This window comes from Chitinophagaceae bacterium, from assembly GCA_016710165.1.
Lineage (GTDB): Bacteria > Bacteroidota > Bacteroidia > Chitinophagales > Chitinophagaceae > Ferruginibacter.
In genome coordinates this window covers 553,332-579,916 of the sequence record JADJLJ010000001.1, presented here as the reverse complement: position 1 = coordinate 579,916, position 26,585 = coordinate 553,332, and the positions used below count along the sequence as shown (strand labels likewise).

Annotated in this window: 21 protein-coding genes; 16 read left to right on the top strand and 5 right to left on the bottom strand. The window is 45.8% G+C overall.

The window, feature by feature from the left end; all coding sequences use genetic code 11:
• Nucleotides 1-170: 170 nt before the first annotated feature.
• Nucleotides 171-2,618, bottom strand: a complete 2,448-nt coding sequence (locus IPJ02_02575; GenBank protein ID MBK7374478.1) for a gliding motility-associated C-terminal domain-containing protein — start codon at nt 2,616-2,618, stop codon at nt 171-173.
• 207 nt (nt 2,619-2,825) lie between these two features.
• Between IPJ02_02575 and prfB the strand changes: the two genes are divergently transcribed.
• The 10 genes from prfB to IPJ02_02525 all read left to right on the top strand — a co-directional run bounded on the left by prfB (nt 2,826) and on the right by IPJ02_02525 (nt 11,215).
• A protein-coding gene (prfB, locus tag IPJ02_02570; protein ID MBK7374477.1) for a peptide chain release factor 2 occupies nt 2,826-3,915 on the top strand; the annotation gives its coding sequence in 2 pieces (ribosomal slippage) (nt 2,826-2,885 and nt 2,887-3,915; 1,089 coding nt in all).
• A 107-nt stretch (nt 3,916-4,022) separates the two neighbouring features.
• Complete coding sequence (locus tag IPJ02_02565) at nt 4,023-4,967, top strand: hypothetical protein (protein ID MBK7374476.1); 945 nt, start codon at nt 4,023-4,025, stop codon at nt 4,965-4,967.
• A 183-nt stretch (nt 4,968-5,150) separates the two neighbouring features.
• The gene (locus IPJ02_02560) at nt 5,151-6,149 is read left to right on the top strand and encodes a hypothetical protein (GenBank protein ID MBK7374475.1); all 999 of its coding nucleotides are present in this window, start codon (nt 5,151-5,153) and stop codon (nt 6,147-6,149) included.
• Between the two features lie 60 nt (nt 6,150-6,209).
• Entirely contained in the window at nt 6,210-7,844 is a 1,635-nt protein-coding gene (pruA, locus tag IPJ02_02555) for an L-glutamate gamma-semialdehyde dehydrogenase (protein MBK7374474.1), read from the top strand.
• 17 nt (nt 7,845-7,861) lie between these two features.
• Entirely contained in the window at nt 7,862-8,272 is a 411-nt protein-coding gene (locus tag IPJ02_02550; GenBank protein ID MBK7374473.1) for an isoamylase early set domain-containing protein, read from the top strand.
• Entirely contained in the window at nt 8,263-8,466 is a 204-nt protein-coding gene (locus tag IPJ02_02545) for a hypothetical protein (GenBank protein ID MBK7374472.1), read from the top strand. Before IPJ02_02550 ends, IPJ02_02545 begins: the two co-directional genes overlap by 10 nt.
• Before the next feature lie 90 nt (nt 8,467-8,556).
• A complete protein-coding gene (gene pyrR / locus IPJ02_02540) occupies nt 8,557-9,066 on the top strand; it encodes a bifunctional pyr operon transcriptional regulator/uracil phosphoribosyltransferase PyrR (GenBank protein MBK7374471.1) in 510 nt (169 codons plus the stop codon).
• A 165-nt stretch (nt 9,067-9,231) separates the two neighbouring features.
• Complete coding sequence (locus tag IPJ02_02535) at nt 9,232-10,161, top strand: aspartate carbamoyltransferase catalytic subunit (protein MBK7374470.1); 930 nt, start codon at nt 9,232-9,234, stop codon at nt 10,159-10,161.
• Nucleotides 10,162-10,285: 124 nt separating this feature from the next.
• A complete protein-coding gene (coaD, locus tag IPJ02_02530) occupies nt 10,286-10,762 on the top strand; it encodes a pantetheine-phosphate adenylyltransferase (protein ID MBK7374469.1) in 477 nt (158 codons plus the stop codon).
• 18 nt (nt 10,763-10,780) lie between these two features.
• Entirely contained in the window at nt 10,781-11,215 is a 435-nt protein-coding gene (locus tag IPJ02_02525) for a hotdog fold thioesterase (GenBank protein ID MBK7374468.1), read from the top strand.
• Between the two features lie 42 nt (nt 11,216-11,257).
• Here IPJ02_02525 and IPJ02_02520 read toward each other — a convergent pair whose 3' ends face one another.
• The gene (locus IPJ02_02520) at nt 11,258-11,887 is read right to left on the bottom strand and encodes an NUDIX domain-containing protein (GenBank protein ID MBK7374467.1); all 630 of its coding nucleotides are present in this window, start codon (nt 11,885-11,887) and stop codon (nt 11,258-11,260) included.
• 43 nt (nt 11,888-11,930) lie between these two features.
• On the opposite strand from IPJ02_02520, the gene IPJ02_02515 reads away from it, so the two are divergent.
• Together IPJ02_02515 and IPJ02_02510 are read left to right on the top strand one after the other, a co-directional pair.
• The gene (locus IPJ02_02515; GenBank protein ID MBK7374466.1) at nt 11,931-12,566 is read left to right on the top strand and encodes an orotate phosphoribosyltransferase; all 636 of its coding nucleotides are present in this window, start codon (nt 11,931-11,933) and stop codon (nt 12,564-12,566) included.
• A gap of 20 nt (nt 12,567-12,586) precedes the next feature.
• Nucleotides 12,587-12,967 (top strand): copper chaperone, encoded by a 381-nt coding sequence (locus IPJ02_02510; GenBank protein ID MBK7374465.1) that lies wholly within the window; start codon nt 12,587-12,589, stop codon nt 12,965-12,967.
• A 34-nt stretch (nt 12,968-13,001) separates the two neighbouring features.
• Here the strand turns inward: IPJ02_02510 and IPJ02_02505 are convergent, their stop codons facing one another.
• Complete coding sequence (locus IPJ02_02505; GenBank protein MBK7374464.1) at nt 13,002-13,463, bottom strand: LEA type 2 family protein; 462 nt, start codon at nt 13,461-13,463, stop codon at nt 13,002-13,004.
• Nucleotides 13,464-14,409: 946 nt separating this feature from the next.
• On the opposite strand from IPJ02_02505, the gene IPJ02_02500 reads away from it, so the two are divergent.
• Both IPJ02_02500 and IPJ02_02495 read left to right on the top strand, forming a co-directional pair.
• Nucleotides 14,410-15,690 carry a T9SS type A sorting domain-containing protein gene (locus IPJ02_02500; protein ID MBK7374463.1) on the top strand — a complete coding sequence of 427 codons (1,281 nt, stop codon included), beginning with the start codon at nt 14,410-14,412 and terminating at the stop codon, nt 15,688-15,690.
• A gap of 129 nt (nt 15,691-15,819) precedes the next feature.
• The gene (locus tag IPJ02_02495) at nt 15,820-16,203 is read left to right on the top strand and encodes a hypothetical protein (GenBank protein MBK7374462.1); all 384 of its coding nucleotides are present in this window, start codon (nt 15,820-15,822) and stop codon (nt 16,201-16,203) included.
• Nucleotides 16,204-16,466: 263 nt separating this feature from the next.
• Here the strand turns inward: IPJ02_02495 and IPJ02_02490 are convergent, their stop codons facing one another.
• Nucleotides 16,467-17,498 carry a T9SS type A sorting domain-containing protein gene (locus IPJ02_02490; GenBank protein ID MBK7374461.1) on the bottom strand — a complete coding sequence of 344 codons (1,032 nt, stop codon included), beginning with the start codon at nt 17,496-17,498 and terminating at the stop codon, nt 16,467-16,469.
• A 329-nt stretch (nt 17,499-17,827) separates the two neighbouring features.
• The gene (locus IPJ02_02485) at nt 17,828-18,298 is read right to left on the bottom strand and encodes a hypothetical protein (protein ID MBK7374460.1); all 471 of its coding nucleotides are present in this window, start codon (nt 18,296-18,298) and stop codon (nt 17,828-17,830) included.
• A gap of 783 nt (nt 18,299-19,081) precedes the next feature.
• On the opposite strand from IPJ02_02485, the gene IPJ02_02480 reads away from it, so the two are divergent.
• Both IPJ02_02480 and IPJ02_02475 read left to right on the top strand, forming a co-directional pair.
• Nucleotides 19,082-25,447, top strand: coding sequence for a PKD domain-containing protein (locus tag IPJ02_02480; GenBank protein MBK7374459.1), 6,366 nt, complete (start codon nt 19,082-19,084; stop codon nt 25,445-25,447).
• A gap of 93 nt (nt 25,448-25,540) precedes the next feature.
• Nucleotides 25,541-26,575, top strand: a complete 1,035-nt coding sequence (locus IPJ02_02475; GenBank protein ID MBK7374458.1) for a type IX secretion system membrane protein PorP/SprF — start codon at nt 25,541-25,543, stop codon at nt 26,573-26,575.
• Nucleotides 26,576-26,585: the final 10 nt, after the last annotated feature.

Genomic DNA, 26,585 nt, shown 5'->3' with positions numbered 1-26,585 from the left:
TAAAAAAAACATTCCGGCCGGTGAGACAACAGCAGGGAGGAAGCTACTGTGTATAGCCATTGATATTTAAGAGCAGATTTCGCTTTAAGTTGTCTTTAAGAAAATATTCAGTTGTTTTTTTGGATGTGAAATTCAACAATAAATTTTAGAAAACTTATATTAAAAAATCATCACCGCATCAGCACCGTCGTTCCCTTCGCCCTGTACACTTTGCCATCAGCGCCCATGGCTTCCAGCATCCATACCACCGTTTGCATTTCGGCAGGTGCAGACTTCTGACGGCCATCCCATCCTTTTGCAGCATCGTGGGTTTCAAATACGAGCTGTCCCCAGCGGTTGTATACACGGAAAAAAATCAGTTGTTTAATGCCGTACATGACCGGCTTCAGCACATCATTGCGGCCATCGTTGTTGGGGGTAAAACTGTTGGGTACGTATATGGCGATGTCTTTTACTACTTTCACCACCTGCGTATCGATGGTAATACAACCCGAACTTGTTTTCAGTTCAATGATATAGGTCTGTTCCCTGTCGCCTGTAAATACCGGTGTGTAGCTAAGTGGGTTATCCAAACTGGCAGCAGGTGTCCACAATACATCATCGCCAATACTGCGGGCCTGTAATGGCAGCGGCAGGTTGACCACGGCCACCTGCATGGGGTTGTTTTTGCCGGGTTTTGGTGCATCCACATACACAAATCTTTTTTGTATGCTCTTGGGGCTCGGGCATTGATCCGAACTTACCGTAAGGCTCATCACGTAATTTCCGGTAGCCGGGTAAACCTGTGGCGGCGGGTTGCGCAGGGTGGATGTGTTACCGTTCCCCAGGTCCCATAGGTAGTGAACAACGGTGTTGCCGGGATCAATGGTATTGTTAACGGGCAACACGGGCAGGTTTATACAAACGGGGTCAACCGTAAAACTGGCAGCTATATTGGGATATACCTGGATGGTAATGGTTGCACTGTCGTAACAGGTGGCGTTGCTTCTCACCAGCAAAACGACTTTATAGGTACCCGGTGTTTTGTAACTGTATATAAGATTCCGGGATGTGGCGGTAAACCCATCACCCAGGTTCCAGAGAAACTGCATGGCGCCCACGGCATTGCTGCTGTTGTTGGTGAAAATAAATCGGTTATTGAGCAGGCATTGGTTGGTTGTATTGACCGTAAAAGCCGCCTGCGGTACCGACGCAATGCTTACTTCCTGGATAACGGTTGATAAAACACATCCGGCAAAGCTGGATACAACGGCATGATACAAACCCGACTGTGTGACCCGCAGGCTTGCCTGGTTGGCACCGGCTATGGGCAAGCCGTCTTTATACCATTGAATACTGTCGGCAGGTTTCACACTTAGTATGGTACTGTCGCCACTGCCAATGCACCAGGATGTTTTGCCGGTCACTTCAAGAGCATTGTCAAGCGTTACAGCTTTTACCTCTACCGTGTCGGTGCTGCGGCAGCCGCCGCCATTGTGCATCACATAAAGCACATAGGTGGTGGTGGTATCAATATTCACCAGGGGGTTGGCGGTATTGGGATCATTGAGGCCGGTAGGCGGTTCCCAGTTATAGAACCAGCCAGGCTTGGGCGGAACACCGATCTGCACCGTTCGTTTGTTGCAGGAGATGAGGTCGGGACCGGCTTCGGCCTGGTAACTCAGAGTATCCGTGAGCGTGGTATATAAAGTATCCAGGCATCCGTATCCGTTGTAAGGAACCAGTATTACGGCAACGGTGGTGCCCATGGGAGGTGGGGGTGCAAGGGCCAGTGTTTGGTTTCTTCCCAGCACCTGGGAGAAGGTACTGTCGTACCAGGTATATGTCTGGTAACCGTAGGGAGCCGTTACAAATACAACGGCATCATCGGGACAAAAGTTGGCGCCAACAAATTTATCGCTGCACTCCGTGTTCACATCAATATAGGCATAACCAAAATGCCTGCGGAATGTACAATCGGCCGTTTTAAAGAAAAGCCTGATCTCGTTACCCGCCAGGTTATCAAGGTTGATGGATACCGCTGACCATCTTTTGAACCAGATGGGTGTATTGTCCTTTACGATCGGCGATAGTTCAAAGCCGGGCAATGGTGAACCATTGGCAAAAAAAGTGAACGAAGAACAATAGATGAGATCGCCGGTTGTCATATTCCGTATCTCGATTTCCATCCTTGGCTGTTCGCTGGGCAGGTGGCCGGGATCCTGGAACACCACGGCATAATTGTAAATGAGGTTGTATGTATTTGCATTGGCAGGAATGGTGAAGTCGTAAGAGATCCCCTCGGCCTCGGTGCCTGCCTGGTCGTTACCTAACTGTATGGAGTGGCCGCTTCCGTTGGGACAGTTCCTGGGAAAATTGCCGTATTCATCCAGGCCATCACCCGGGTTGAATGTGAGCATGGTATGCCGGTTATAAACTGCCGCTCCCTGGGAGTTGAACGTCATCACATTGGTATTGCCAACCGAGGCCACCGATCCGGTATAACATGTCCAGCCGGTGAAGCCGCCGTTTTCAAAATCAATATTGGGGGGACAGGCCGGCGGCTGTGCATGAAGGTTGAACGTACATACAGTTAAAACCGTGAACAAAAGGGTTGATATGGTACGATAGGCCGGCATTTTGATTTGGAAGCTGATCAAATCTTTCCCGGGTCAGTATTATGCTCTTAAAGATAAACTAAAAAAAGCACGGTTCGAAAACGATTTTAGCCCTTATCCTAACGTAACCCTTGTTCAAACAGTTGCCTGTGACCAGGCAAAACCTCAAACTTCAAACCTGCCTACCGGACAGGCAGGCTTTAAACCCCAAATCCTTATCTTTGCGCCATGACAATCGAGCATTTAAAATCTATGAGGGACCGTGTTTTGGTCTTGGGGAGGTTTCTTTGACGTCGCTAACAGGGAAGCCAAAACTGCAAACGACAAACAACTTTCACTTTCGCCGGGTTTTTGGGACGATAATGCCCGTGCCACTGCCATCCTGAAAGATATAAAAGTAAACGAGTACTGGATGAACCTGTACCATGCTGTGCATACAGCCGTGGAGGATTTTGCCGTGCTCTTCGAATTCTGGAAGGCCGGCGAGGCCACCGAAGAAGAAGTGAAGGCAGCTTATGATGAGGCCATCAGTAAGATCGAAGAAGCCGAATTCAAGAGTACCCTCAACGAACCGGAAGATGAACTGCCTGCCGTGCTCCAGATAAACAGCGGTGCCGGTGGTACCGAAAGCCAGGACTGGGCCGAGATGTTGGCCCGTATGTACCGCATGTATGCCGAGAAGCAGGGCTGGAAAGTTACGGAGATCGACTGGCAGTGGGGCGATGGAGCCGGTATTAAAACATGTACCTACGAGTTTGAAGGTGATTTTGCCTATGGATTCTTAAAAAGCGAAAACGGTGTTCACCGGCTGGTACGGATCTCTCCTTTCGACAGCAATGCCCGGCGGCATACTTCCTTTGCCAGTGTGAATGTGTACCCGTTGGTGGATGATACCATCCAGATCGACATTAACCCTGCTGATGTGAAAATGGAAACATCCCGGAGCGGCGGCGCCGGCGGACAGAACGTAAACAAAGTAGAAACAAAGGTTCAGTTAACGCATATCCCCACCGGCATTGTAGTGGTGTGTCAGCAGGACAGGAGCCAGTTGGGAAACCGTGAACTGGCCATGCAGATGCTGAAGAGCCGACTGTATGAAATAGAACTGCAGAAACGCAATGCGCTGAAAGATGCGGCCAACAGCAAGAAGAAAAAGATCGAATGGGGCAGCCAGATACGCAGCTATGTTTTCCATCCATACAAAATGATCAAGGACCACCGCACCGATTATGAAGTGGGCAATGTGGGCCCGGTGATGGACGGCGAACTGGATGGGTTCATTAAGGCGTATTTGATGAGTGAGAAGGAAACGGAATAAAGGTCCCGGGCAGCCTTGCGGGGAAAAAATAAATATTTTATATTCATGTCTAATTTTTTTGACATGAAAGAAACCTTGCCATCCTCCTCCTTACTACACTTGCATTGGTGTCATTCCAAAAGACCACTGCCCAGAGTTTTGCCATCAATACCGATGGAAGTACTGCCAGCAGCAGTTCTATACTTGATGTGAAAAGCACCGACAAGGGGATACTCATTCCCCGGATGACCAAGGCTCAGAAGAATGCCATTGCTTCGCCTGCAGCCGGTTTAATGATCTACCAGATCTCGCCCGACAGTACCGGGTTTCATTACTTTGACGGAACCAGGTGGAACTGGCTTTCGTTCATGAATGCTGTGGATACACTTGTGTGGAAGACCAGCGGCAATACCGGTACCGATACCGCCCGGCATTTTATCGGAACAAAAGATGCCATGCCTTTACGGTTCAAACAGAATAACGTGTGGATCGGCCAGTTCAATGCAAACCGGCAGAATTATCTTATCGGCAGGGGTACCGGGCAGCGTATCACAACCGGAACAGCCAATACCGCGTTTGGGGACAGCAGCCTTACGTCGCTTATCAGCCAGGGGGAAAATACCGCTTTCGGTTACCGGGCGCTCAAAAGGGTCACCCAGCAGTATAATTCGGCATTTGGTGCTTATGCGTTAGAGAATAATTTAAGCGGATATGGAAATACGGCCTTGGGATATCAATCACAGGTTAATACAAAGAACGGTTATTGGAATCTTTCTGCAGGATACTATTCATTGACAAACGACACACTGGGTTTCTGGAATACCGGTTTGGGCGCTTATTCATTGTATGAGGGCAGATCACACCAGTATAATACGGCAGTTGGAATGGGTTCCTTACGCTTTGCCGGCCAGAATATTGGCGGGCCTTTTGATGGAGGATTCAATACCGCGGTTGGCGTACAGGCAGGATACAACCTTGTTACCGGGTACAGCAACACCTATATCGGTATGCTTTCGGGAAGCAACCAGCTGACCGGTATTGGTAACACCGCAATTGGCGCATATTCCTATTGAATAACCAAGAGGCAACGGGCATATTGCGGTAGGCTATTTTCTTTATATAACGATACCAGCATCTCTGTTCCGAATCTGGCCATAGGCCAAACCAGCCTGAATACTAATATCAGCGGCAACAGTAATACAGCCATCGGGAGTTATTCCGGTGGAACCAATGTTTCGGGAAGCCGCAATACCTTCGTGGGTGCAGGTACCGTGAACAACAATTATTCAAATACCACCACCGTGGGTGCTTATGCCATGGCCGATACCAATAATGCGCTGATCCTGGGAAGCATCAACGGTATAAACGGCGCCACAGCCGATGTGAATGTGGGCATTGGAACCACCAAGCCGGTGCATTCCCTGCACGTGGTGAATACCAATCCCAATGATGGCGGCTGGGCACAGGGTATCATGGTGGAGAGTACTTCGCCGATTGCAACGGTAGGGGAAGCTGCTGTTTCTTTCCGGAATGCGTTGTTCCCCGCCGGCAGGCAATGGAATGTGGGCCTGAACCAGAACACGTCACTGGCTTTTAATTATGGGTCCTCTTTTGCCGGCGGCAATACCCGCATGGTGATTGATACGCTGGGAAATGTGGGCATTGGAACGATCACACCCGGCGCTAAACTGCATGTAAGAAGAGGAGTTTCCGGAGGGTCAATAAATTCACAGAGTGCGGTCGCTTTTGAAGATGATGGTCAGTTTTTTATTCAGCTGTCAAGTAATGATTTAAATGGGAATGGAATAATATCGGGTAATGCCCAGACCTCCGCGAGAAGTGGAATTTTATTTGCTGCTGACAGTTCAATTGTTTTTCAAACAGGAGGATATAACAATAGGGTGTGGTTTAAAAAGGATGGGAAAGTTGGGATTACTACTTTTGCTCCTAATTCAACTCTGGATGTTGATGGTTCTTTTGCAAATTCGATACAGATAATTACAGGAGATGTCACCCTTAACCAGGGTGACCATACGATCATCATATCCAGTTCGGTGGGAGCTTCACCATTGACTATAACCTTACCTGTAGCTTCCAGTAGTTGGAGGCGGGAGTATGTGATCGTTAATCAGAATCCATCTGTCAAAACAATCAGCAGTTATCGCAATTTCAGTAATACAGCAGTTACAACTATACCGGCTAACAGCAGCATAACCCTGCAAGCAAGCACTACTTTATGGTACCAGATCCGATAAAGGATGAGATTTTTTCGCCGGCCGGTTTGAATGTATCTTTGCATTTCTAAATCAAGAAATATGCAATACGGAGACTTTTATTACCCGATGCCGGCCAATGAGCCTGTCCTTTCTTATGCTCCAGGCAGTAAAGAAAAAGCAGCACTTAAAGCCGCATTAAAAGAATTAAAAAGCACAAAGATCGACGTACCGATGTATATCGGCGGAGAGGAAGTGAGGACCGGTAAAACGGTTGAACTTCGTCCGCCCCATGAGCGTAAACATCTGCTCGGGCATTTTCATGTGGGCGAGGCAAAGCATGTTACCAAAGCGATCAATGCAGCCATGAAAGTAAAAGACAAGTGGGCCAATATGAGCTGGGAGAACAGGGCCAATATTTTTTTAAAAGCTGCAGATCTGTTAGCCGGAAAGTATCGTCCGTATATCAATGGTACCACCATGCTGGGACAGAGCAAAAATGCGTTCCAGGCCGAGATCGATGCTGCCTGTGAACTGATCGACTTCCTGCGGTTCAATGTTCATTTCTTAAGTGATATTTACCGCCAGCAACCCATCAGTGGCCCCAGCATGAATAACCGGATGGAATACCGCCCGCTGGAAGGCTTTGTATTTGCATTAACGCCGTTCAACTTTACTGCCATCGGAGGCAACCTGCCCACTTCTGCTGCCATGTGCGGCAATGTGGTGATCTGGAAATGCGCCAACACCCAGGTGTACAGTGCACAGATGTTCATGCGTATCTTAAAAGAAGCCGGTCTGCCGGATGGTGTGATCAACCTGGTATTCATTGATGGCCCGACGATCGGCGAAGTTGTTTTCAACCACCGCGATTTTGCAGGCATCCATTTTACAGGTAGTACCGGCGTATTCAATAAGATGTGGGAGACCATCGGGAAGAATATGGCGATGTACCGTTCTTATCCACGAATCGTTGGTGAAACAGGCGGCAAGGATTTTGTGATCGCACACAAGAGTGCCGACCCGGATGTGGTCGTTACTGCCTTGGCAAGAGGCGCATTCGAATACCAGGGACAAAAATGTTCGGCGGCTTCCAGGGCGTATATCCCATCCAACCTGGCTGCAGAAATAAAAAAGAAACTGGTGGATGCGGTGAAGAGCATGAAGATGGGAACGGTGGAGGATTTCACCAATTTCATCAATGCCGTGATCGATGAAAAGAGTTTTGATAAACTGGAAGGATATATCCGGAATTCAAGAAAAAGAGACAGTGGTGCAAAAATATGGGTGGGAGGCAAGTGTGATAAAACAGAGGGCTTCTTCATTGAGCCAACCATCATTGAAGCAACCGACCCCTATTATGTTACCATGTGCGAAGAACTGTTCGGGCCGGTGCTTACGGTATATGTGTATGATGCGGATAAATATGAAGAGACACTCAGGCTGGTAGACAGTACTTCTGATTATGCACTCACGGGTGCTGTGATCGCCCAGGACCGTTTTGCGGTGGAACTGGCCACAAACAGGTTGCGTAACAGCGCCGGTAATTTTTACATCAACGATAAACCTACCGGTGCGGTAGTGGGGCAGCAGCCTTTTGGCGGCGCAAGGGGAAGCGGCACCAATGATAAGGCAGGTTCTATTTTGAATTTATACCGCTGGTTAAGCGCCCGGACGATCAAAGAAACCTTTAACTCACCAACGGATTACCGCTATCCGTTCATGCAGGAAAAATAACATAAACAAATATATCAATGATGACAACAAAAGTTCGGTTTACATTACCGGCATCCAATCTTATGGATGCATCGGAATGTATTTTAGTAGGAGAATTCAATAACTGGAACCCGGAAGAGGGCATTGCCTTACAATGGAAGGAAGATGGTTCCCTGCATGCAGAGGTTGAACTGCCTGCAGGAAAAGAATACCAGTACCGCTACCTGCTCAGCAATGGCCGCTGGGTGAACGACAACAGCGAGAAAGTAATGGCTGAATTTTATGGATACCCGGTGGAGAATTGCATGGTACGGATCCCCGAAGCGGATGCAAAGCCCGTGGAGAAAAAAATAAGGAAAGTAAAAGCAGTTTCCAAACAAAAAAAGAAATTGCAAAGGATGACCTGTCAAAGATCGAGGGCATCGGTAAGAAGACCGCATTGCTTCTGAACAGGAACGGTATCCTTACCCACAAACAACTTTCAAAGACCTCCATCAAAAAACTAAAGGAAATACTGGCAACTGCCGGCAGCAGGTTCAATATCCATGATCCTGCCAGCTGGCCCAAACAGGCCAGGCTTGCTGCAGATGGGAAGTGGGAAGAACTGGAAGGCCTGCAGAAAGAACTGAAGGGTGGAAAATAAAATCCTCCACCACGTCAATAAGAACCCCTGCAAACAGGGGCTTTTTTTATCGGCCAATAAAAGATAAATTCGCTTTGTAAACGAAATGATTTGAAAACGATCCTGGATAAACAACAATTGCATCTTACCCTGTTACGACTGGCCCACCAGTTAATGGAAAATCACCTGGACCTGGATGAAGTGGTGTTCATTGGCATACAACCCCGTGGTGTAAAAGTTGCATCCAGGCTGGTGGAGTGCATCCGTGAACTTTGCCCCGGCGAAAAGCTGCAGTACGGACTGCTGGACATAACTTTTTACCGCGACGATATACGGGATGAACTGCATGTTGCCAACAAGACGGATATCCCGTTCTCGATAGAAGATAAGAAAGTTGTACTGATCGATGATGTGCTTTATACCGGCAGAACGATCCGGGCTGCGCTGGATGCCATCCAGGATTTTGGCCGTCCGCAGAAAGTGGAATTATGCGTGCTGGTAGACCGGCGCTTCAACCGGGAGCTTCCCATCCAGCCGGATTATTGCGGCAAAGCCATTGATTCCATGATCTCGCAGAAAGTAAAAGTGGAATGGGACAGGGAGGAAGTGATGTTGTACTAAGTTGCAAGTAACAAGCCTCAAGGGGGGTTATCCTTAAATTTGGTGGTTCTTTTATTTATCCGGTCCTCTTATTTACTGGCTTATCCCTTGCAGCTATTCCCCTTGCAGCTATTTCCCGGCTGCTTTTTTAGTTTTCTTGTTTTTTTCTCTTAGCTTTGCTGCTTAATGCAACTATCTACCAAACATCTATTGGGCATTAAAGATCTCACCGAACAAGACATTTCTCTCATTTTATCCACCGCCACCCAGTTCAAGGAAGTTTTACAGCGATCGGTGAAAAAAGTTCCTTCTTTGCGGGATGTGACCATAGTGAACCTGTTTTACGAAAATTCCACCCGTACAAGGATATCGTTTGAACTGGCCGAAAAAAGACTGAGTGCCGATACCATTAATTTCACTGCTTCCGCCTCATCCGTATCCAAAGGGGAGACTTTGCTGGACACGGTGAATAATATCCTGAGCATGAAAGTGGATATGGTGGTGATGCGGCACAGCGCCAGCGGGGCGCCGCATTTTCTGTCTAAGCATGTTCCTGCAGCGATTATCAACGCAGGTGATGGCATCAACGAACACCCCACGCAGGCATTGCTGGATGCATTGTCCATACAGGAAAAACTGGGATCACTTGCCGGGAAGAAGATCGTGCTGGTTGGCGATATCATGCATTCGAGGGTTGCGCTGAGCAATATTTACCTTTTGAATAAAATGGGGGCAGAAGTGATGGTGGCCGGTCCGCCAACGCTGATACCGAAATATATTGCAGAAGCGCTCCATGTAAAAGTGGAATACAGCTTAAAGAAAGCATTGGAATGGTGTGATGTGGCCAATGTGCTTCGTATCCAGTTGGAAAGACAAAACCAGGTGTTGTTCTCCTCGTTACGGGAATACAATCTTGCCTATGGGGTGAGCAGGAAACTACTGGATGGTTTGAAAAAAGAGATCGTGATCATGCATCCCGGCCCCATAAACCGGGGTGTGGAGATCGACAGTGACGTGGCAGACAGCAAACAGTCGATCATCTTACAGCAGGTGGAGAACGGGGTGGCAGTGCGGATGGCGGCTTTATATCTTTTAGCCGGCCGGGATTTAAAATGAGTAATTAAAAATTCCTCAAACTAAAATGGCTTCCACATCAATACGGTACCATGCTTGCAAAAAATTTCATTTTTAATTCTTCATTTTTAATTCTTAATTCTAAATTCTTAATTAGCTTCGTGTCATGCCAAGAATCTGTTTATTCCCCGGAACATTCGATCCGCTAACACTGGGTCATACCGATATCATTGACAGGGCCCTGCCATTGTTTGATAAACTGGTGATCGGTCTTGGCCGCAACAGTAATAAAAAACCAATGTTCAGCGAAAGGCAACGTTTAAAATGGGTACGGGAAATTTATAAGAACAACCCGAAGATAGAGGCATTGGCTTATGATGGACTGACGGTTGACTGCTGCAAAAAAGTGGGTGCAAAATTTATCTTACGGGGCATACGTTACGTAAACGATTTCGAATACGAGAAGGCCATCGCAGACATGAACAGGAGTATTGACACCGATATTGAAACGGTATTTCTGACCTGTTTACCGCAATTTACTTCAATAGCCTCCACCCTGGTAAGAGATGTGCTTCGCAATGGGGGGGATGTATCCCAGTTCCTGCCGGAAGTGGTCCGGCGGTCCATTGTAAAAAAGAAATAACCAACGGTAATTTTCATTATGTCTATCTGGTTCAATAAAGATCTCACCCTGCCGGACCTGGCTCCGCTTGGGCCGAATACCATGGCTGAATACCTGGGTATGGAATGGGTGGATATTGGTGATGATTTTATCAGGATGAAAATGCCGGTAGATGACCGGACCCGGCAACCGTACGGATTATTGCACGGGGGCGCCAGTTGTGCACTGGCTGAAACGGTAGGAAGTGTGGCATCGAGTTTTGTGATCGATACGGATAAATTCATTTGTGTTGGACTGGATATCAATGCCAACCATGTGCGCAGTGCAAGAAAGGGATATGTAACGGCTACCTGTACACCCCTGCATATCGGGGCATCCACGCATGTGTGGGATATAAAAATCCATGATGAGCGGGGAAAACTGGTTTGCATCAGCCGCCTCACCGTAGCCATCCTTAAAAAGCCTGCTGCCTAGCATCCGGTTTCCCGCATCCGGTATCCGGTATCCTGCATCCGTTCACGGCGTATCAAAAAATTTACCCAATATATCTTTAATGGAAGGGTACGTGTTTTTTATCGGCTCTTTGATGTCCCTTGTTGTTACCCATTTTATTTCCGTGATATGCTCTTCTGTTTGCGGGGTCAATTGCTGGTTGGATGAGCAGGTGATGTAGAACCAGTGAGATATCTTTAAGAAATGTTTTCCAAATTCATCATACACGTGGTAGGTTTCTCCCACTTTTTTCCGAAGGGTTAAATCTTTTACACCGGTCTCTTCTGTTACTTCCCGCAAGGCGCAATCCTCCGGCTTCTCTTTTTTTTCCATTTTTCCCTTGGGCAGGTCCCATTTACCGAGGCGCAGGATAAAAAGCAGTTCCTTTTTATCGTTTTGAACGATCCCCCCGGCGGCTTCAATAACAGTGAAATTTTTGAAGAAGGCTTTTTTCAACGCTTCCAGTTGGGGGTGCCAGATGACGCCTGCATGAAATTCTTCTTTTTTTATTTCATGCAGCATTGATTTCAGGGCCCGGCCCGATATCTCATCCACAAAGACCGCATCGGGGTGATGCAGGATCTCATTGAGTTCCTTGTCTATCTCATCGCAAAGGATAACCGGTTTATCACCGAAGTAGATCTTGATGTACATAAATAAATTTCAGTTTTCAACCGGCAATGGTCAAATTTGTGCCATGACAAATGAAAAAGCCGTGGCTGAAAAGCTGTTACAAATTAATGCAATTAAATTGAGTCCGCAACAACCCTTTACCTGGGCCAGCGGTTGGAAAAGCCCCATTTATTGTGATAACCGTAAAGTATTGTCCTTTCCCTACGTGCGGGATTTCATTAAAAGTGAGATGTGCAGTGTGATCTTTGAAAGATTCCCCGATTCAGAGGTCCTGGCAGGGGTGGCAACAGCGGGTATTGCCTGGGGGGCTATGGCATCCGACCAGCTTAAACTGCCCTATATCTATGTTCGTCCCAAGCCCAAAGAGCATGGTATGGGCAACCAGATCGAGGGGGTTTTGGAAAAAGGGCAGAAGGTTCTGGTTATCGAGGACCTGATCTCCACCGGTAAGAGCAGTTTGCAGGTTTGCGATGTGCTTAAAGCTGTTGGGGCCGATGTTATAGGGATGGTTTCGATCTTTACTTACGGATTCCCGGTAGCCGAAAACGCATTTAAAGCTGCCGGGATCCCTTATCATTCCCTTACGGATTACCAGACCCTTATTGCCCTGGCCTTAGAAAAGGGAATTGTAAGTCCTGATGCTCAAAACACCCTGTTAAACTGGAGATCTGACCCGTCAAATTGGATGCAGAATCCTTAATTTTAGAAAAATTCTGCAGTATGAAGACAATTACACAAAGCCTGGTTGCCCTGTTTTTCACCGTTTCTGCGGGGTTTGCCCAACAGCAAAAGGTTTCGGGAAAGGCCGTTATCAAAACCCCCACCGTACAATGTGATGTGTGTAAGGACCGGGTAGAATTCTTCATAGGCAGGGAATATGGCGTCACTTCGGTTAAGGTAAATATTAAACAGAAAACCACCACCGTAACCTGGCTTAATGACCGTACCACCCTTGAGAATATCAAGGTAGCGATCGCCAACCAGGGTTTTGAAGCAGATGATATCGAGGCAGAAGAATCGGCCGTCAAAAGGCTTCCGAAGGATTGCAGGCTGCACAGGGCCATCTTAAACGCTCCACCAACTCCCGCTACAAAGCAATAGACCTGGCACTGTAAGCTCCGGGAATTCCCGGTTTTTAATAAATGGTAAACCGTTTTTTGGCCTCATAGCTTACTGGGAATGTTTTGTATACATTGGCCTTCCCCAACTTTACTTTCCCGGTAATTTTCACAAGTACTTCCTTTCCCAAAAAAGCAGGCAGGGCATTTTTAAGCAGGTTTTGCATATCCAGGTCGATCTGGAGGGGCAATGTAAATACAGATAACCGGGGTATGGTTATCTGGTAATCCTGTGAGCTATGTCCCAGGTAATTGCTGTCTATGAAAATGTCCAGGTCGGTATATTTTAGTTGCAATCCAAAATTATTTGGGTTGTAATAGATTACATCCATTTTAAGGGTAGAGGATCCAAAACCCAGTTTTTCCACCTGCAGGTTCTTGAAATCCCTGTACAGCAATTCTTTTGGAGCCTGACATGATGGCGCAAAAAAGATCATAAATACAATAAGCATCGGGTAGGGCAGGGACCTGCATTTCATCAGCAAAATTTTCATGAAATTAGGGTAAGATCTTTGAACGGACAAAACTGCTTCAGCATATGATATGAATTGTCCACGTAAATTAATTAGCAATATAATTCAGATCGATAAAAATTAGCTCTCGAAGTTCGGCTACTTAAATTAGTATTTATAAAATGATATTAATTAATAGTAAAACAATATTTTATGGCTATTAACTTGTATTTAAAATATTATTTATTTTGGAAATTAAATTGATAAATATGCCATTTTGGTGATAATGAAGATTTAATTTGTAGATATTGCTTTAATTTTATCTTAAAAGTAGAATATCATTAAATTATGAGATTCAACGGTAATTTAAAATTCTATATTTTGTAATGTTAGCTTAAAACCAGATACCATGAAATTTTGAAAAGTCATTTCTTAAGTTCTGGATTGTAGTTTGGCCCGGCGCCATCAAACCAGGTTAGTATAATAAAGTTTGGAATTTTGAATTTCGAGCCAGGCATATTTTAAATGATGCCATATTGGCTTATCAAGTATAAGTGAGCCCGGATTAAGTATGAACCAATTGGCACACTATATACAATTCGGTAAAATGGTTCATTCATTCATATTTATGCATGCGAATAGCTTTTGTAAAAAAAAAATATCTAAATTATTTGCTATAATGTTAGAAAGTATATTGATGATTATGCTAAACCAGTTGAACAGTATCCAATAAAACCACTTGTCTGCGGGTTTTTACCACAATGATGGTAAAATTACGGTCAGAAATATTTGCGTTTTCCGAAAATCGCTGTATGTTTGCAGTGAAATCAGAAACGGCCATTACCTCGGTTGTCCTGGTTTCAAAACCAAAACTCCAGTCACTCCTCTGTAAGACCATCCAATTTTGGTCCGGGCCTCGTCCCTACGTCAAAGATCCTGTCAGAACCACTTCTGAAACCTCAAACACAAGAAAATGAAACGGATTTCTACACTAGCCTGTACAGTATTGTCTATTGTACTCTGTATCTCAAACTATAATTCAGCAAAAGCTCAATGCACGGCTCCGGCAATGTCATGGAAGAACGTAAGTTTGGTCAGTGGGACAGCAGGACAGGTAAATGCCGTATATAAATTTCCATCTGTAACACCGGGCGTGAATGCCTTTGTAACGCTTATTGCCAAGGTCAGCGGTTCCACACTTACCAGCGTGGATGACCTTACCTATGGCTATAGTGCAGCATGGCAGCCGGTGGTAAAAACGCCTTCCACCCAGGTAGCTGCAGATGCATATATAAGTTTTAAGATCGAATTCAAAGATTCCATTGATAATAAAGCACATCAATATCCCTGCTTCCAGTTATCGTTCATCGATATTGACGGTGATGGGGAACATATCCGGGAATTTGTGGCAACAAAGGACTTTGACAGTTATACTGTTTCCGGTAATACTTCCCTTACCATATCCCAGACCGGCGGTGGCGGATTTACACAGGCCACCGGGGCTTTGCCGGATTACGCGGGCCTGGATACAAGTGCGTATAATACCAATATTAATTTCAGGTTTATCAATAAGGATAAGGTCAATGAAGTAAGGATCGGTACAAGGGTTGACGCCACCCATGATTTTAAGAACAGGTATTCCTGTGGTTATTTTGCAAATATTACCATGCCAAACGGCGGAACCTTGCCGGTAAACTACCTTTCTTTTGATGCAGTGGTGAACGATAAATCCGTTTTACTTAAGTGGATCACTGCCAATGAGGTCAACAACAGCCATTTTGAAGTGGAGCGGTCATTGGACATGAATACGTACAAAACGATCGGGCTGGCGCTGGATGGATTCCCGGTGAACGGAACCGGTAAGAGCTACCAGTTCAAGGATCTTACATCGGACCTGGATGGGAAACCGGTGGCCTATTACCGCCTGAAACAGATAGACCTGGACGGGAAAGCAACCTACAGCAAAGTGCTGGCGGTGAAACTGCAGGCAAAGGCCGGGGTAACCATGCAGGTATCTCCCAACCCATTCGTTGCGAATCTGAATGTCCGTTTCAATGCAACGGGATCCGGCACCGCACAGATCCGCATCATCAACAACCAGGGTCAAACTTTGTTATCCAAACAATCTGCAATAAGTAAGGGCTACAACAACATACAGGTTGATGGCCTTAATGGACTGGCTGCGGGAATGTACATTGCCCAGCTGGTCATGAATGGTACCGTGATCGATAACCAGCGTGTTATCAGGAACTAAGTACCCCGTACCCTAAACCAGTTTTCCGGAAGCTGGTGGTGTTCAACTGTCAGCTTCCATTTTTAAAGATCCACTATTCGTTGTAAAGCATTTATCCTATGGCATTTGAAAAGTATAAAATGTTACACAATGAAAACGATAAAAAGAATAACCTGCCTGCTTATGATCACTGCCCTGGTGTTTGGTAAAACACAGGCCCAGCCTGCAGCAGCCAATTCAAAAATAACCATTACCAATTTCAGCGTATATGAAAAGAACGAACAACTTATTATTGACTGGCAGACCGATGGACTGGTGGAAGCAAATTACTGGCAGGTACAGCGCAGTGAGGATGGGAGCCGGTATAAGACCATTGCCCTCGTATTGGGTCCTGATCCCCGCCAGGGTGCAAACCGGTACCAGTACAAGGCCAAGATGAGAAAAAGGGGAGAGTCGAACCTGGGTTACCGGTTGATCCCGGTTGACAGGAGTGAAAAAGAAATAAACACCGAATTTTTAACCGCAACAAAATAATAAAGCCCTGAACCACGTTTAAAGCCTGCCCCCGGCAGATAAACATTAGTGCTTGGTTTACGAAGTTTTCTTTGGGGGTTACAGAATCGAAAGATTCTTAACAAAGGCCGCATTTCTATGCGGCTTTTTTGTTTTTATACCTAAATAAGTCTTAATACCCTGTCAATTATTGATCAGTTAAACAAAACCAGTACTTACTAATTGCATATTATGGCCCATAAAAGGATGGAGTCATCCATAAGAAAAACTCGTCAAGAAAAAAATTATTGGTATATTATTTTCTCTGATTTAATAGCACCACTAATAGAATATCTTACAAAGTAGATGCCTTTGCTAAAATTTCTCATATCGATGCTTATCGAGGTTTTATTTATATTGCTTTTAGCTACAATGATTTTCCCCTTTGAATCAATGATTTGAAACATATTTATCATTTCTTTTCCAGATTCTAAAAGAATTTTATCAGAAGTGGGGTTTGGATATAGTTTACTTTGGGGTAAAACGATGCTTTGTGGCTTAGTAATCACTGATATTAATTTATCTTGGTAATCATTATTTTCCCATGAATTTATGTTAATAGGTAATTCAGGTCGTAAATAACTTAGATCTGAATAATGATTCTGAGCTACACCGTTTTTAATTAAATATGTGTCAAAACAAATATCTTCTGCAGAAAGAGTTGGACCATTAGATACTTCAATTGAAAAAGAAGTTATAGTAAGAGGCATTTCGGAAACACGGAAAGAATTATCAACATTGCTTTCAAACACTTTATCATCCTCATCAAATAAAATCGGGTCGCTACAAATTTCATCATTTTCATAAAAATAGTAGAACTTGTCAGCAGTATTTCCCACTCTATTGGCTATCCCTGAAATTTTGCCAGAAGAAGTATATTTATCAATTCCAACATGATAATTGGGTTGGAAATAATCAACATTTAAATGGTATTTTGAGTTCTCAATCATTTCTTCCGGGTTAGTATTATATCCTAGCTTTCCGTTTACATAGCCAGCCTGATTGGGATCTGCTGGTTCATATCCGCCACAAAAGGGGAAAAAATTGTCTCCAGGATTGCTCCAATAGGTTCCTTTTGTAGAGGTTAAAAACTCAAAGTATGGATTGTGGTAAGTTTTAAATGTAGATGTGCTATTCCATGCAAATCTTCCATAAAAAAGATCTCCAAATCCTACAGTAGGGTAATTATTAAAGTTTTGACCCCAACAATAGAGAATTCCATCCCAATAACCTATATGTACATTTAAAGGAGAAGTATTATCAACTTTAAATGCCATTCTTGAATCTGATGTAGATGAATTTGTTTGCTGGTGATAATTGTAATATCCTTTTCGTGAGCTATTGTCATCCAATTCTTCGTAAATACCTGTAAAATCAAAATCTATGTTATTAATCGGCGATCCATTATTCGGATCATATAACGAATGGCAAATGCCTATGTTTGTTGGATAAAAAATGGAAGTAGGCTTAATGGGCTTGTGCAGCTGCCATGCTTTATAAAAACCTGATGCTTGTGTATTTTTAAAAATAAAATATGCTTTCCCTTGAACATTTAGCCCATTATCATTAGTATAACCATAGCCAATAATTCCAACAGAACTGGCACTTACTTCAAATGCAGTGCAAGGGTATGATTAACAGAATTATCAAAAAAACCGGCGTATAATTCTGCTGAAATGAGATTTCCTGTGGTCTTGTTTATTTTCGCGACTACAGTTTTATAGATTAAAGGTGTAGTTGGATTATCCCTGACACAAAACAATACATTTATTTCGTTATTGTAATACAAAATTTGCTGGCAATATATACTTGCAGATGGCAATGAAAAACTTTTATTAAAAAGGATATTACCATTTTGATCAAATTTTACAAGGGATACTTTTACAGAATCCGTAGAATAGTAGACATAGTTGTAGGCAATTACTCTTGCATTTTCATCAGGTATTTGCTCAACATCAACCGTCCACAGTCCTGCTCCATTGGTTGTACCAACTGAAGCAGTCATTCGTTTTAAATTTTGTGGATAGGAAAGTTGAAAGAAAATCAGGGTCATAAAAATCAAAGTGACTTTTTTCATAACTGTTTTATTTGGAGTATAAAAAATTTCTTAAAATATTAAAGTAACGATATTTTTTAATGTATACAAATATTATCTTCTATTATCATCCCCGAAACTGTAAATGAGACGAGGGCATAAATGAAATGGAGAGAGACTAAATTCCCAAAATTAAGGATGTGACAGGCTTTTAGAAATACATCCTTAAGTACAGACTTTTAGGCTATTAGCTTATCCATAAAAACTTAAAATAAACCCCAATTTTAGGATTGATTTGTTTTTATTTATGTAGTTTTTGCTTATATTTGACAATCCTCCCTGTGTAAAACCTGTTAATTTCTAATATCCTACGTAGGCAACATTTCCCCCCAGGTAAGCATCCCGTAAACGGGTCAGATTTTTATTATAACTCATTTTATACCAAACAACATGAGAAAAATTGTACTTCTCTCTTTACCCATAATTTTTGCTTTTTATGCCTCGGCTCAGGACTTTAGTAATAAGGGAAAAGATTTTTGGCTTGGCTATGGTTATCACCAGCAAATGACAAATACAGGGAATTGCCCTCAAACCGGAACTCCGATACCGGGGGGGTGTCAGGATATGGTTTTGTACTTTGCTACAGACCAGGTCACAAATATTACAATCTCTATTCCTGCTCTTGGGTATACACAAAGCCTCACAACAGGAGCAGGTAACAATGTTACGCCCTCAGCACCAATCCCAAAGGCTCCGGCTCAGGATGCACGACTACTCACTGAGGGTATTTCTAATAACGGCATACATGTTACAAGCGATAAACCAATGGTAGCTTATGCGCATAACTACAACCAGAGTGTATCCGGCGCCACTATCTTGTATCCCACCAATACACTGGGCAAAGAATATTATTCGGTCAATTATAAGAACTGGTCAAATTCCAACAATGCGAATTGCTGGTTTTATGTGATTGCCACCGATACCGGCACCACCACGGTCGAGATCACCCCCCAGGCTAATATTGCGGGGGTTGTTACCACCGGGGGATGGGTAGCGGGAACTACCTATACAGTAACCCTGACACAGGGCCAGATCTATAATGTAATGGGTGTGCTCACCGGTGGCGGCCCACCACCAAATACCAATCCTTTTACGGCAGTGGATCTTACCGGGTCAGCCATCAGGAGCGTAAGCACGGGTAATGGTTGTAAAAGAATAGCTGTATTCTCAGGCAGTGGCCGGATCAGTATCACCTGTAATGCCAACAGTTCTTCTTCCGATAACTATATGGTACAATCGGTACCCAAATCAGCATGGGGTAAAAAATACCTTACTGCACCGGCAGGGGGGAACCAGGCAAATAATATTTACCGGATATGTGTGCCTGACCCAACCACCAATGTGCTGATCAATGGAATTCCTACAATAATTCCAGGGTTCTATTATGAGATAGCAGCCACCAACCAGCCGCAGATGATCGAGGCCGATAAGCCGATCATGGTGGCCCAGTATTTTACTTCGCAGGGGGCATGCGGAAACGGAAACCCCGGCGATCCTGAAGTGATCTACCTGAGCGCTGTTGAACAGAATATAAACACCGTATTATGGAATGCCACACCGAATTTCGGTATCTCCACGCACTGGGTCAACGTGGTGATCCCCACCGGGGGAACGGGAATCAGTTCATTTACATTTGACGGCATTCCCTGGGGCGGTTTTGTGCCCCATCCCCAGGATCCTAATTATTCTTATCTCCGGCTCAATGTTGTACCCGGTGCACATATCATACGTTCCGATTCAGGCTTCAATGCCATCGCCTATGGTTTTGGCAATGCGGAGTCTTACGGGTATAACGCGGGTACAAACATTAAAGACCTTTACCAGCAGATATTGGTTCAAACACAGTATGGAATTGAACAGACCCCTTCTGTATGCACAGGAGCGCCATTCCGCTTTAAGGTATCACTGCCTTATTGTGCAGATTCCATTCAATGGAATCTAAGCCAGCTTCCTGGTCCGCCAGCAACGCCACCCACGCAGATATATAGCACCTGTGTACCCGGTGTGGGAGGCCCCGATTCAACAACGGTGGTTGGCGGAAAGACCATTTACTGGTATTCACTTCCTACTTTGTATAATTTTGCAGTTGTGGGAACATATCCTGTTACCATCACTGCTTATAACAGTGCAAACCCCGATGGTTGCGGTAATGCACAGGATATTGATTTTGATCTGCAGATATCATCTCCACCGGTACCCGACTTCAACTGGACAGCAGGCAAATGCGTAGCCGAACCTTACCAGTTCACGGAAACCACCCCGCAGATCCCCAAGGCAACCTATGCTTTCTGGTGGGATTTTGGCGACCCTGCCAGCGGAGCTGCAAATAATTCTATAGTGAGAAACCCGCTGCATACATTTACAGCACCCGGAACGTACACGGTAAGATATACTGCTATTACAACACCGGGTTGTTTAACGGATACAGTCTCTCACCAGGTAACCGTATTACCATTGCCATCTGCGATCATTGATGGAAGCATTGCTGTATGCCAGAACTCAACCCCTGATCCGGTCATTGTATTTACCGGTTCGGCCAGCACGGCACCTTATACTTTTTATTACAACATAAATGGGGGACCTGCTTTAAATGTCAGCAGCCCAGGCCCAAGTGGTACATCAGCAACGATCACTGCGCCCACCACTGCAGCCGGTATATTTGTTTATACGCTGGACAGTGTGAGAACTACCGGGTCTGCCTTGTGTGTAAATACGGTAACAGGTCAACAGGTTACCATAACCGTAAATCCATTGCCCACGGCAAACATAAGCGGCACTACGGCCGTATGCCAGAATGCCGCCTCACCCAATATTACGTTTACCGGTGCAACCGGAACAGCGCCTTATACGTTCAGTTATACAATAAACGGTGGCCCGGTTCAAACGGTTACTACGGTAGCTGGTAATTCAGTTACTGTTGCAGTTCCCACCAACACGGTTGGAGTATTCACGTATACATTGGTAAGCGTACAGGATGGAAGCAGTACGGCCTGCAGCCAGGCACAAACCGGTTCAGCAGTGGTTACAGTTAATCCATTGCCAACAGCAAGTATAAGTGGCACTACTTCGGTCTGTCAGAATGCAGCTTCGCCAGATATTACATTTACGGGAGCAAATGCCACTGCGCCCTACACATTCAGTTATACGATCAATGGCGGCCCGGTTCAAACGGTAACTACCGTTGCCGGAAACTCCGTAACGGTTGCCGTACCTACAGGTACTGTTGGTACATTCACCTATACCCTGGTAAGTGTGCAGGATGGCAGCAGCACCACCTGCAGCCAGGCGCAAACAGGCTCTGTGGTGGTAACCGTAAATCCTTTGCCCACAGCAACGATCAGCGGAACGACCACGGTTTGTTTGAACGGCCCTTCACCGAACATAACATTTACGGGTGCAAATGCCACTGCGCCATATACATTCAGTTATACGATCAATGGCGGCCCGATCCAAACAGTAACCACGGTTGCCGGTAACTCGGTAACGGTTGCCGTACCTACAACTGTAGTGGGTACATTCACGTACGCCCTGGTAAGTGTACAGGATGGCAGCAGCACCACCTGCAGCCAGGCCCAAACGGGCTCTGCGGTGGTAACGGTAGATCCATTGCCTACTGCAACCATTGCCGGTACCACCACCGTTTGCCTGAATGCGGCTTCACCAAATATTACGTTCACGGGAGCTGTAGGAACAGCGCCATACACATTCACGTATACAATTAACGGCGGGCCAAACCAGGTTGTTACCACCGTAGCCGGTAATTCGGTAACAGTTCCTGTTCCGACAAACGTTGCGGGCACATTCACGTATTCACTGGTGAGTGTACAGGAAGGAAGCGCCAACGCATGCAGCCAGGCACAAGCGGGTACAGCCGTGGTGACCGTAAACCAATTACCTACTGCAACGATCAGCGGAACAACAGCCGTATGTTTAAATGCACCCTCGCCCAACATTACATTTACGGGTGCAAATACTTCAGCGCCCTATACATTCAGTTATACGATCAATGGCGGCCCGGTTCAAACAGTAACCACGGTTGCCAGTAATTCGGTAACGGTTGCAGTACCTACGAATGTTGCCGGTACGTTCACCTATAACCTGGTTGGGGTGCAGGATGGAACACCTGAAACCTGCAGCCAGGCACAAACGGGTTCTGCGGTTGTGATCGTTCATCCATTACCAACACCAAACTTCACGTTCACCACGCCAAGTTGTGAAACAAGGACCATTACATTTACAGACGGCTCCGTTGCCAATGCAGGGGCCATAAATGCCTGGGCCTGGAATTTCGGAGACCCCGGATCAGGACCTTTGAATACATCAGCTTTACAGAACCCGACGCATGTATTTGCCGCTGCGGGAACGTATAATGTAACACTCAGCGTTACTACCGATAATGGTTGTGTAAGCAACCCGGTAGCAAATATTCCCGTAACGATCAACGACCGGCCAGAAGCAGGATTTATTTTACCAGAAGTTTGTTTGAGCGATACCTATGCACAGTTCATAGATACCAGTAAAATTGCTGCCGGAACCATAACCGCCTGGAACTGGAATTTCGGTGACCCGGGTTCCGGCCCATTGAATACATCCACTTTACAAAATCCGCAGCACAGTTATACCGCTGTTGGTAGTTATAATGTGGAACTGATCGTTACCAGTGCACTGGGTTGCCGGGATACGATCATGCAGGTGTTGACCGTGAACGGAAGCTTCCCGGTAGCAAACTTCACTGTTAATAATCCAACTACGTTGTGTGCCAATGATTCAGTGGCTATAGTTGAGGCATCTACCGTTTTCCCGGGCGTGATCACCAAGATCGAGATCTACTGGGATAATGTGAACTTCCCGGCTGTATTCGATGTTGATAACAGTCCGTTCACCGGTAAGGTTTACCGGCACCTGTATCCAAATTTCCAGGCGCCTTTAACGAGGGTATTCACCATCCGGTACCGGGCATATTCAGGAGGTGTGTGTGTAAATGACCGGCTTGCAAACATAACGGTCAATGCGGCGCCATTGGTTCAGTTCAATGCCATGCCGGATGCCTGTTATTTTGTACCACCGTTCCAGATAACACAGGCCAGCGAAACAGGCGGTGTACCGGGTACAGGCGTATTCAGCGGCCCGGGTGTTTCTGCAACAGGTATATTCGATCCTGCTGCAGCCGGTATCGGCGTTCATACGATCCTTTATACGTATACATCTGCAACGGGTGGTTGTGTGGATACGATGAGCAATACCATCCGGGTACTGGACACGGCGATTGCTAACTTCACCTATGTATCACCTGCATGTGAAACCACTCCGGCTTCCTTCACGGATATATCTACAGCGCCTGCTACCGTGGTGCTTGCCAATACCGTATGGGATTTTGGAGATGGCTCACCCATTGAGAACCATGCACCGGGTTCTACATTCACGCACCTGTTCCCGGCGCCAGGCAACTATACGGTGACCATGTATAATGTATCGGCCTATGGTTGCAACAGCAGGAGTACTTCGCAGGTTGTAACGGTTAACCCGGATCATATCATCACATTAACTTCAGCCAACGATAACCAGTCGGTTTGTATCAATACTGCCCTGGCCCCGATAATATATACATTGGGTGGTGGTGCTACGGGCGCCACGGTTACCGGTTTGCCGGCAGGAGTTAACTATGCGGTGGCGGGTACTACGCTGACCATCAGCGGAACACCAACCACAACAACAGGATCGCCTTTTGCATTCAATATTGTAACAACCGGTAATACCTGTATAGTGGCCAATGCAAGTGGTTCCATTACAGTTCAGCCCGATCATACCATTTCATTGAATACCGGCAGCAACACCAATCAATCCGTTTGCGTGAACAGTGCCATTGCACCCATCACCTATACATTAGGCGGGGGCGCCAACGGTGCAACTGTAACAGGTCTTCCTGCCGGTGTAACATATACCGTTACCGGAAATACACTGACCATCAGCGGAACACCAACCACAACGGTTGGAGGACCCACATTCAACTATTCCATCATCACCACGGGCAATGGTTGCTTAACAGCGAATGCTGCCGGATCGATCAAATCGAACCCATACCCGGTTCCGAATTTTGCAGTTGACAAACCCGGCTATTGTATACCGAACGCCATCGTAACATTCAACAACAGTTCTGTGATGCCGGATGGCAGTGGCATGACCTACTTATGGAACTTTGATGAGCCATTAAGCGGGGCTGCCAATACATCAACCGGTGTCAACCCGAGTCACTGGTATTCAGGTACTGGTCCGTTCAATGTAAGACTAACGGTAACAAGTACGGCAGCACTTACCCCTTCGGGTATTGGTTGTGCTCATGATACGGTCATCGTGGTCAACAACATTCATCCGCAGCCCAAGGCCGACTTCACGATCAATAAGCCGGGTGTTTGTATCGGTGATAATGTTACGTTCACCGACATCACCGATGGTAAAGACGGCATCGTAAACCAATGGCATTGGGATATGGGAGACGGATCGATACGGACCACCAATACGGTAACCTACACGTATACGGATACCATTACGTATACCGTGGTCATGTACTCCATAAACAGCCAGGGTTGCAACAGTGATACGGTTTCCAAACAGTTCACCGTGTACCCGTATCCACATGTTAATGCAGGTCCCGACCGGTATGTACTGGAAGGCGGGCAGATCGTACTTTCACCTGTTGTATGGGGCAACGATATGCAGTTCCTGTGGACACCGAACCAGTATTTGCAGGATAACCGGATCGAAAAGGTTAAGGTGATCAAACCACTTACGGATATGACCTATACCCTTATGGTAACAGCCAGGGGAGGATGTTCGCGGAGCGATGATGTGTTTGTGAAACTGCTGAAGTTCCCGAAAATACCAAACACGTTTACGCCAAACAATGACGGTATCAACGATACATGGCGCATCGATTACCTGAATACATACCCGGATAACCGGGTGCAGGTATTCACGCGGACCGGGCAGTTGGTGTTTGAATCAAGAGGGTACAACACGCCATGGGATGGGACCATTAAGGGAAAACCATTGCCATTTGATACATACTATTACATTATCGAACCAGGCAATGGCCGTGACCCGCTCACCGGCTATGTAACGATCATCAAGTAGCAAACTGATCATGCAGCGAAACCCTGTTTTGCTGCATGATCATCTTTATCAAATAAAGTATAAAGCGACCAACGTGAAAATAAACTGAAAGCCATGAAGAAAATTTTACTCATACTGATCATTGTTTGCCTGGGAAACCACGTGGCTTCAGCACAGGCCAAACCATTCTATACACAGTATATCCTGAACAATTATATTCTTAATCCCGCCATTGCCGGTATAGAGAATTATACCGATGTAAAACTGAGCTACCGCAACCAGTGGGCGGGGATCACCGGCGCACCGGTAACTACGTATTTAAGCATTCATGGCCCGTTGGGTAAACGGGATTTCCGTACGGGAGCCAATTCCTATGCCATGCCAGGACAAAACCCTGCCGGGCCCAAGGCCTGGGATGAGTATGCTGTATCGCAGCCGCACCATGGCATTGGCCTTACTGCCATCAACGACAAGACCGGGTATATCAACCGCTGGTCCATTGCCGCCAACTATGCATACCACAGGCCGTTAACGGCAAAAACAAGTTTGTCGGCCGGCCTCAGCGCAGGGATCACCAGTGTTAATTTAGACCGTTCAAAAATTGAATGGGGAAACCTGGATCCCAATGATCCTGCCATTGGAATAAGTAATGGTGAAATAAAAAAGATAAAGCCTGAGATAGGGGCCGGGCTTTGGTTGTATTCTGCCCGTTATTTTATAGGGGTATCCGTTCTAAACATCATACCCGGAAAGGCAAGATTTGTTACCAATGATAAATATGGTTCCAGTTACACACTGAATTATTTTGGAACAGCCGGTTATAAGTTTGCACTCACCGAACAGATCACGGCCATGCCTTCTGTAATGGTGCAGTACTGGGAGCCGCAGTTGCTGGGCCTTCACGCCAATGTAAAACTACAGTACGAGGATTTTTTGTGGATAGGGGGCAGTTACCGCTTTGCCGACCTGGTGGCCGGCTATTCCGGTATGATCGGTGTGAATGTTTCCAATACGTTCAACATCAGCTATGCGTACGAGCACGCAACCACGTCACGCCTGCAAACCTATACCAAGGGTACGCATGAAGTGATGATCGGCTTCATCCTGGGGAACAAATACAAAGAGACCTGCCCACGCTGTGCATGGTAAATGGAATTCA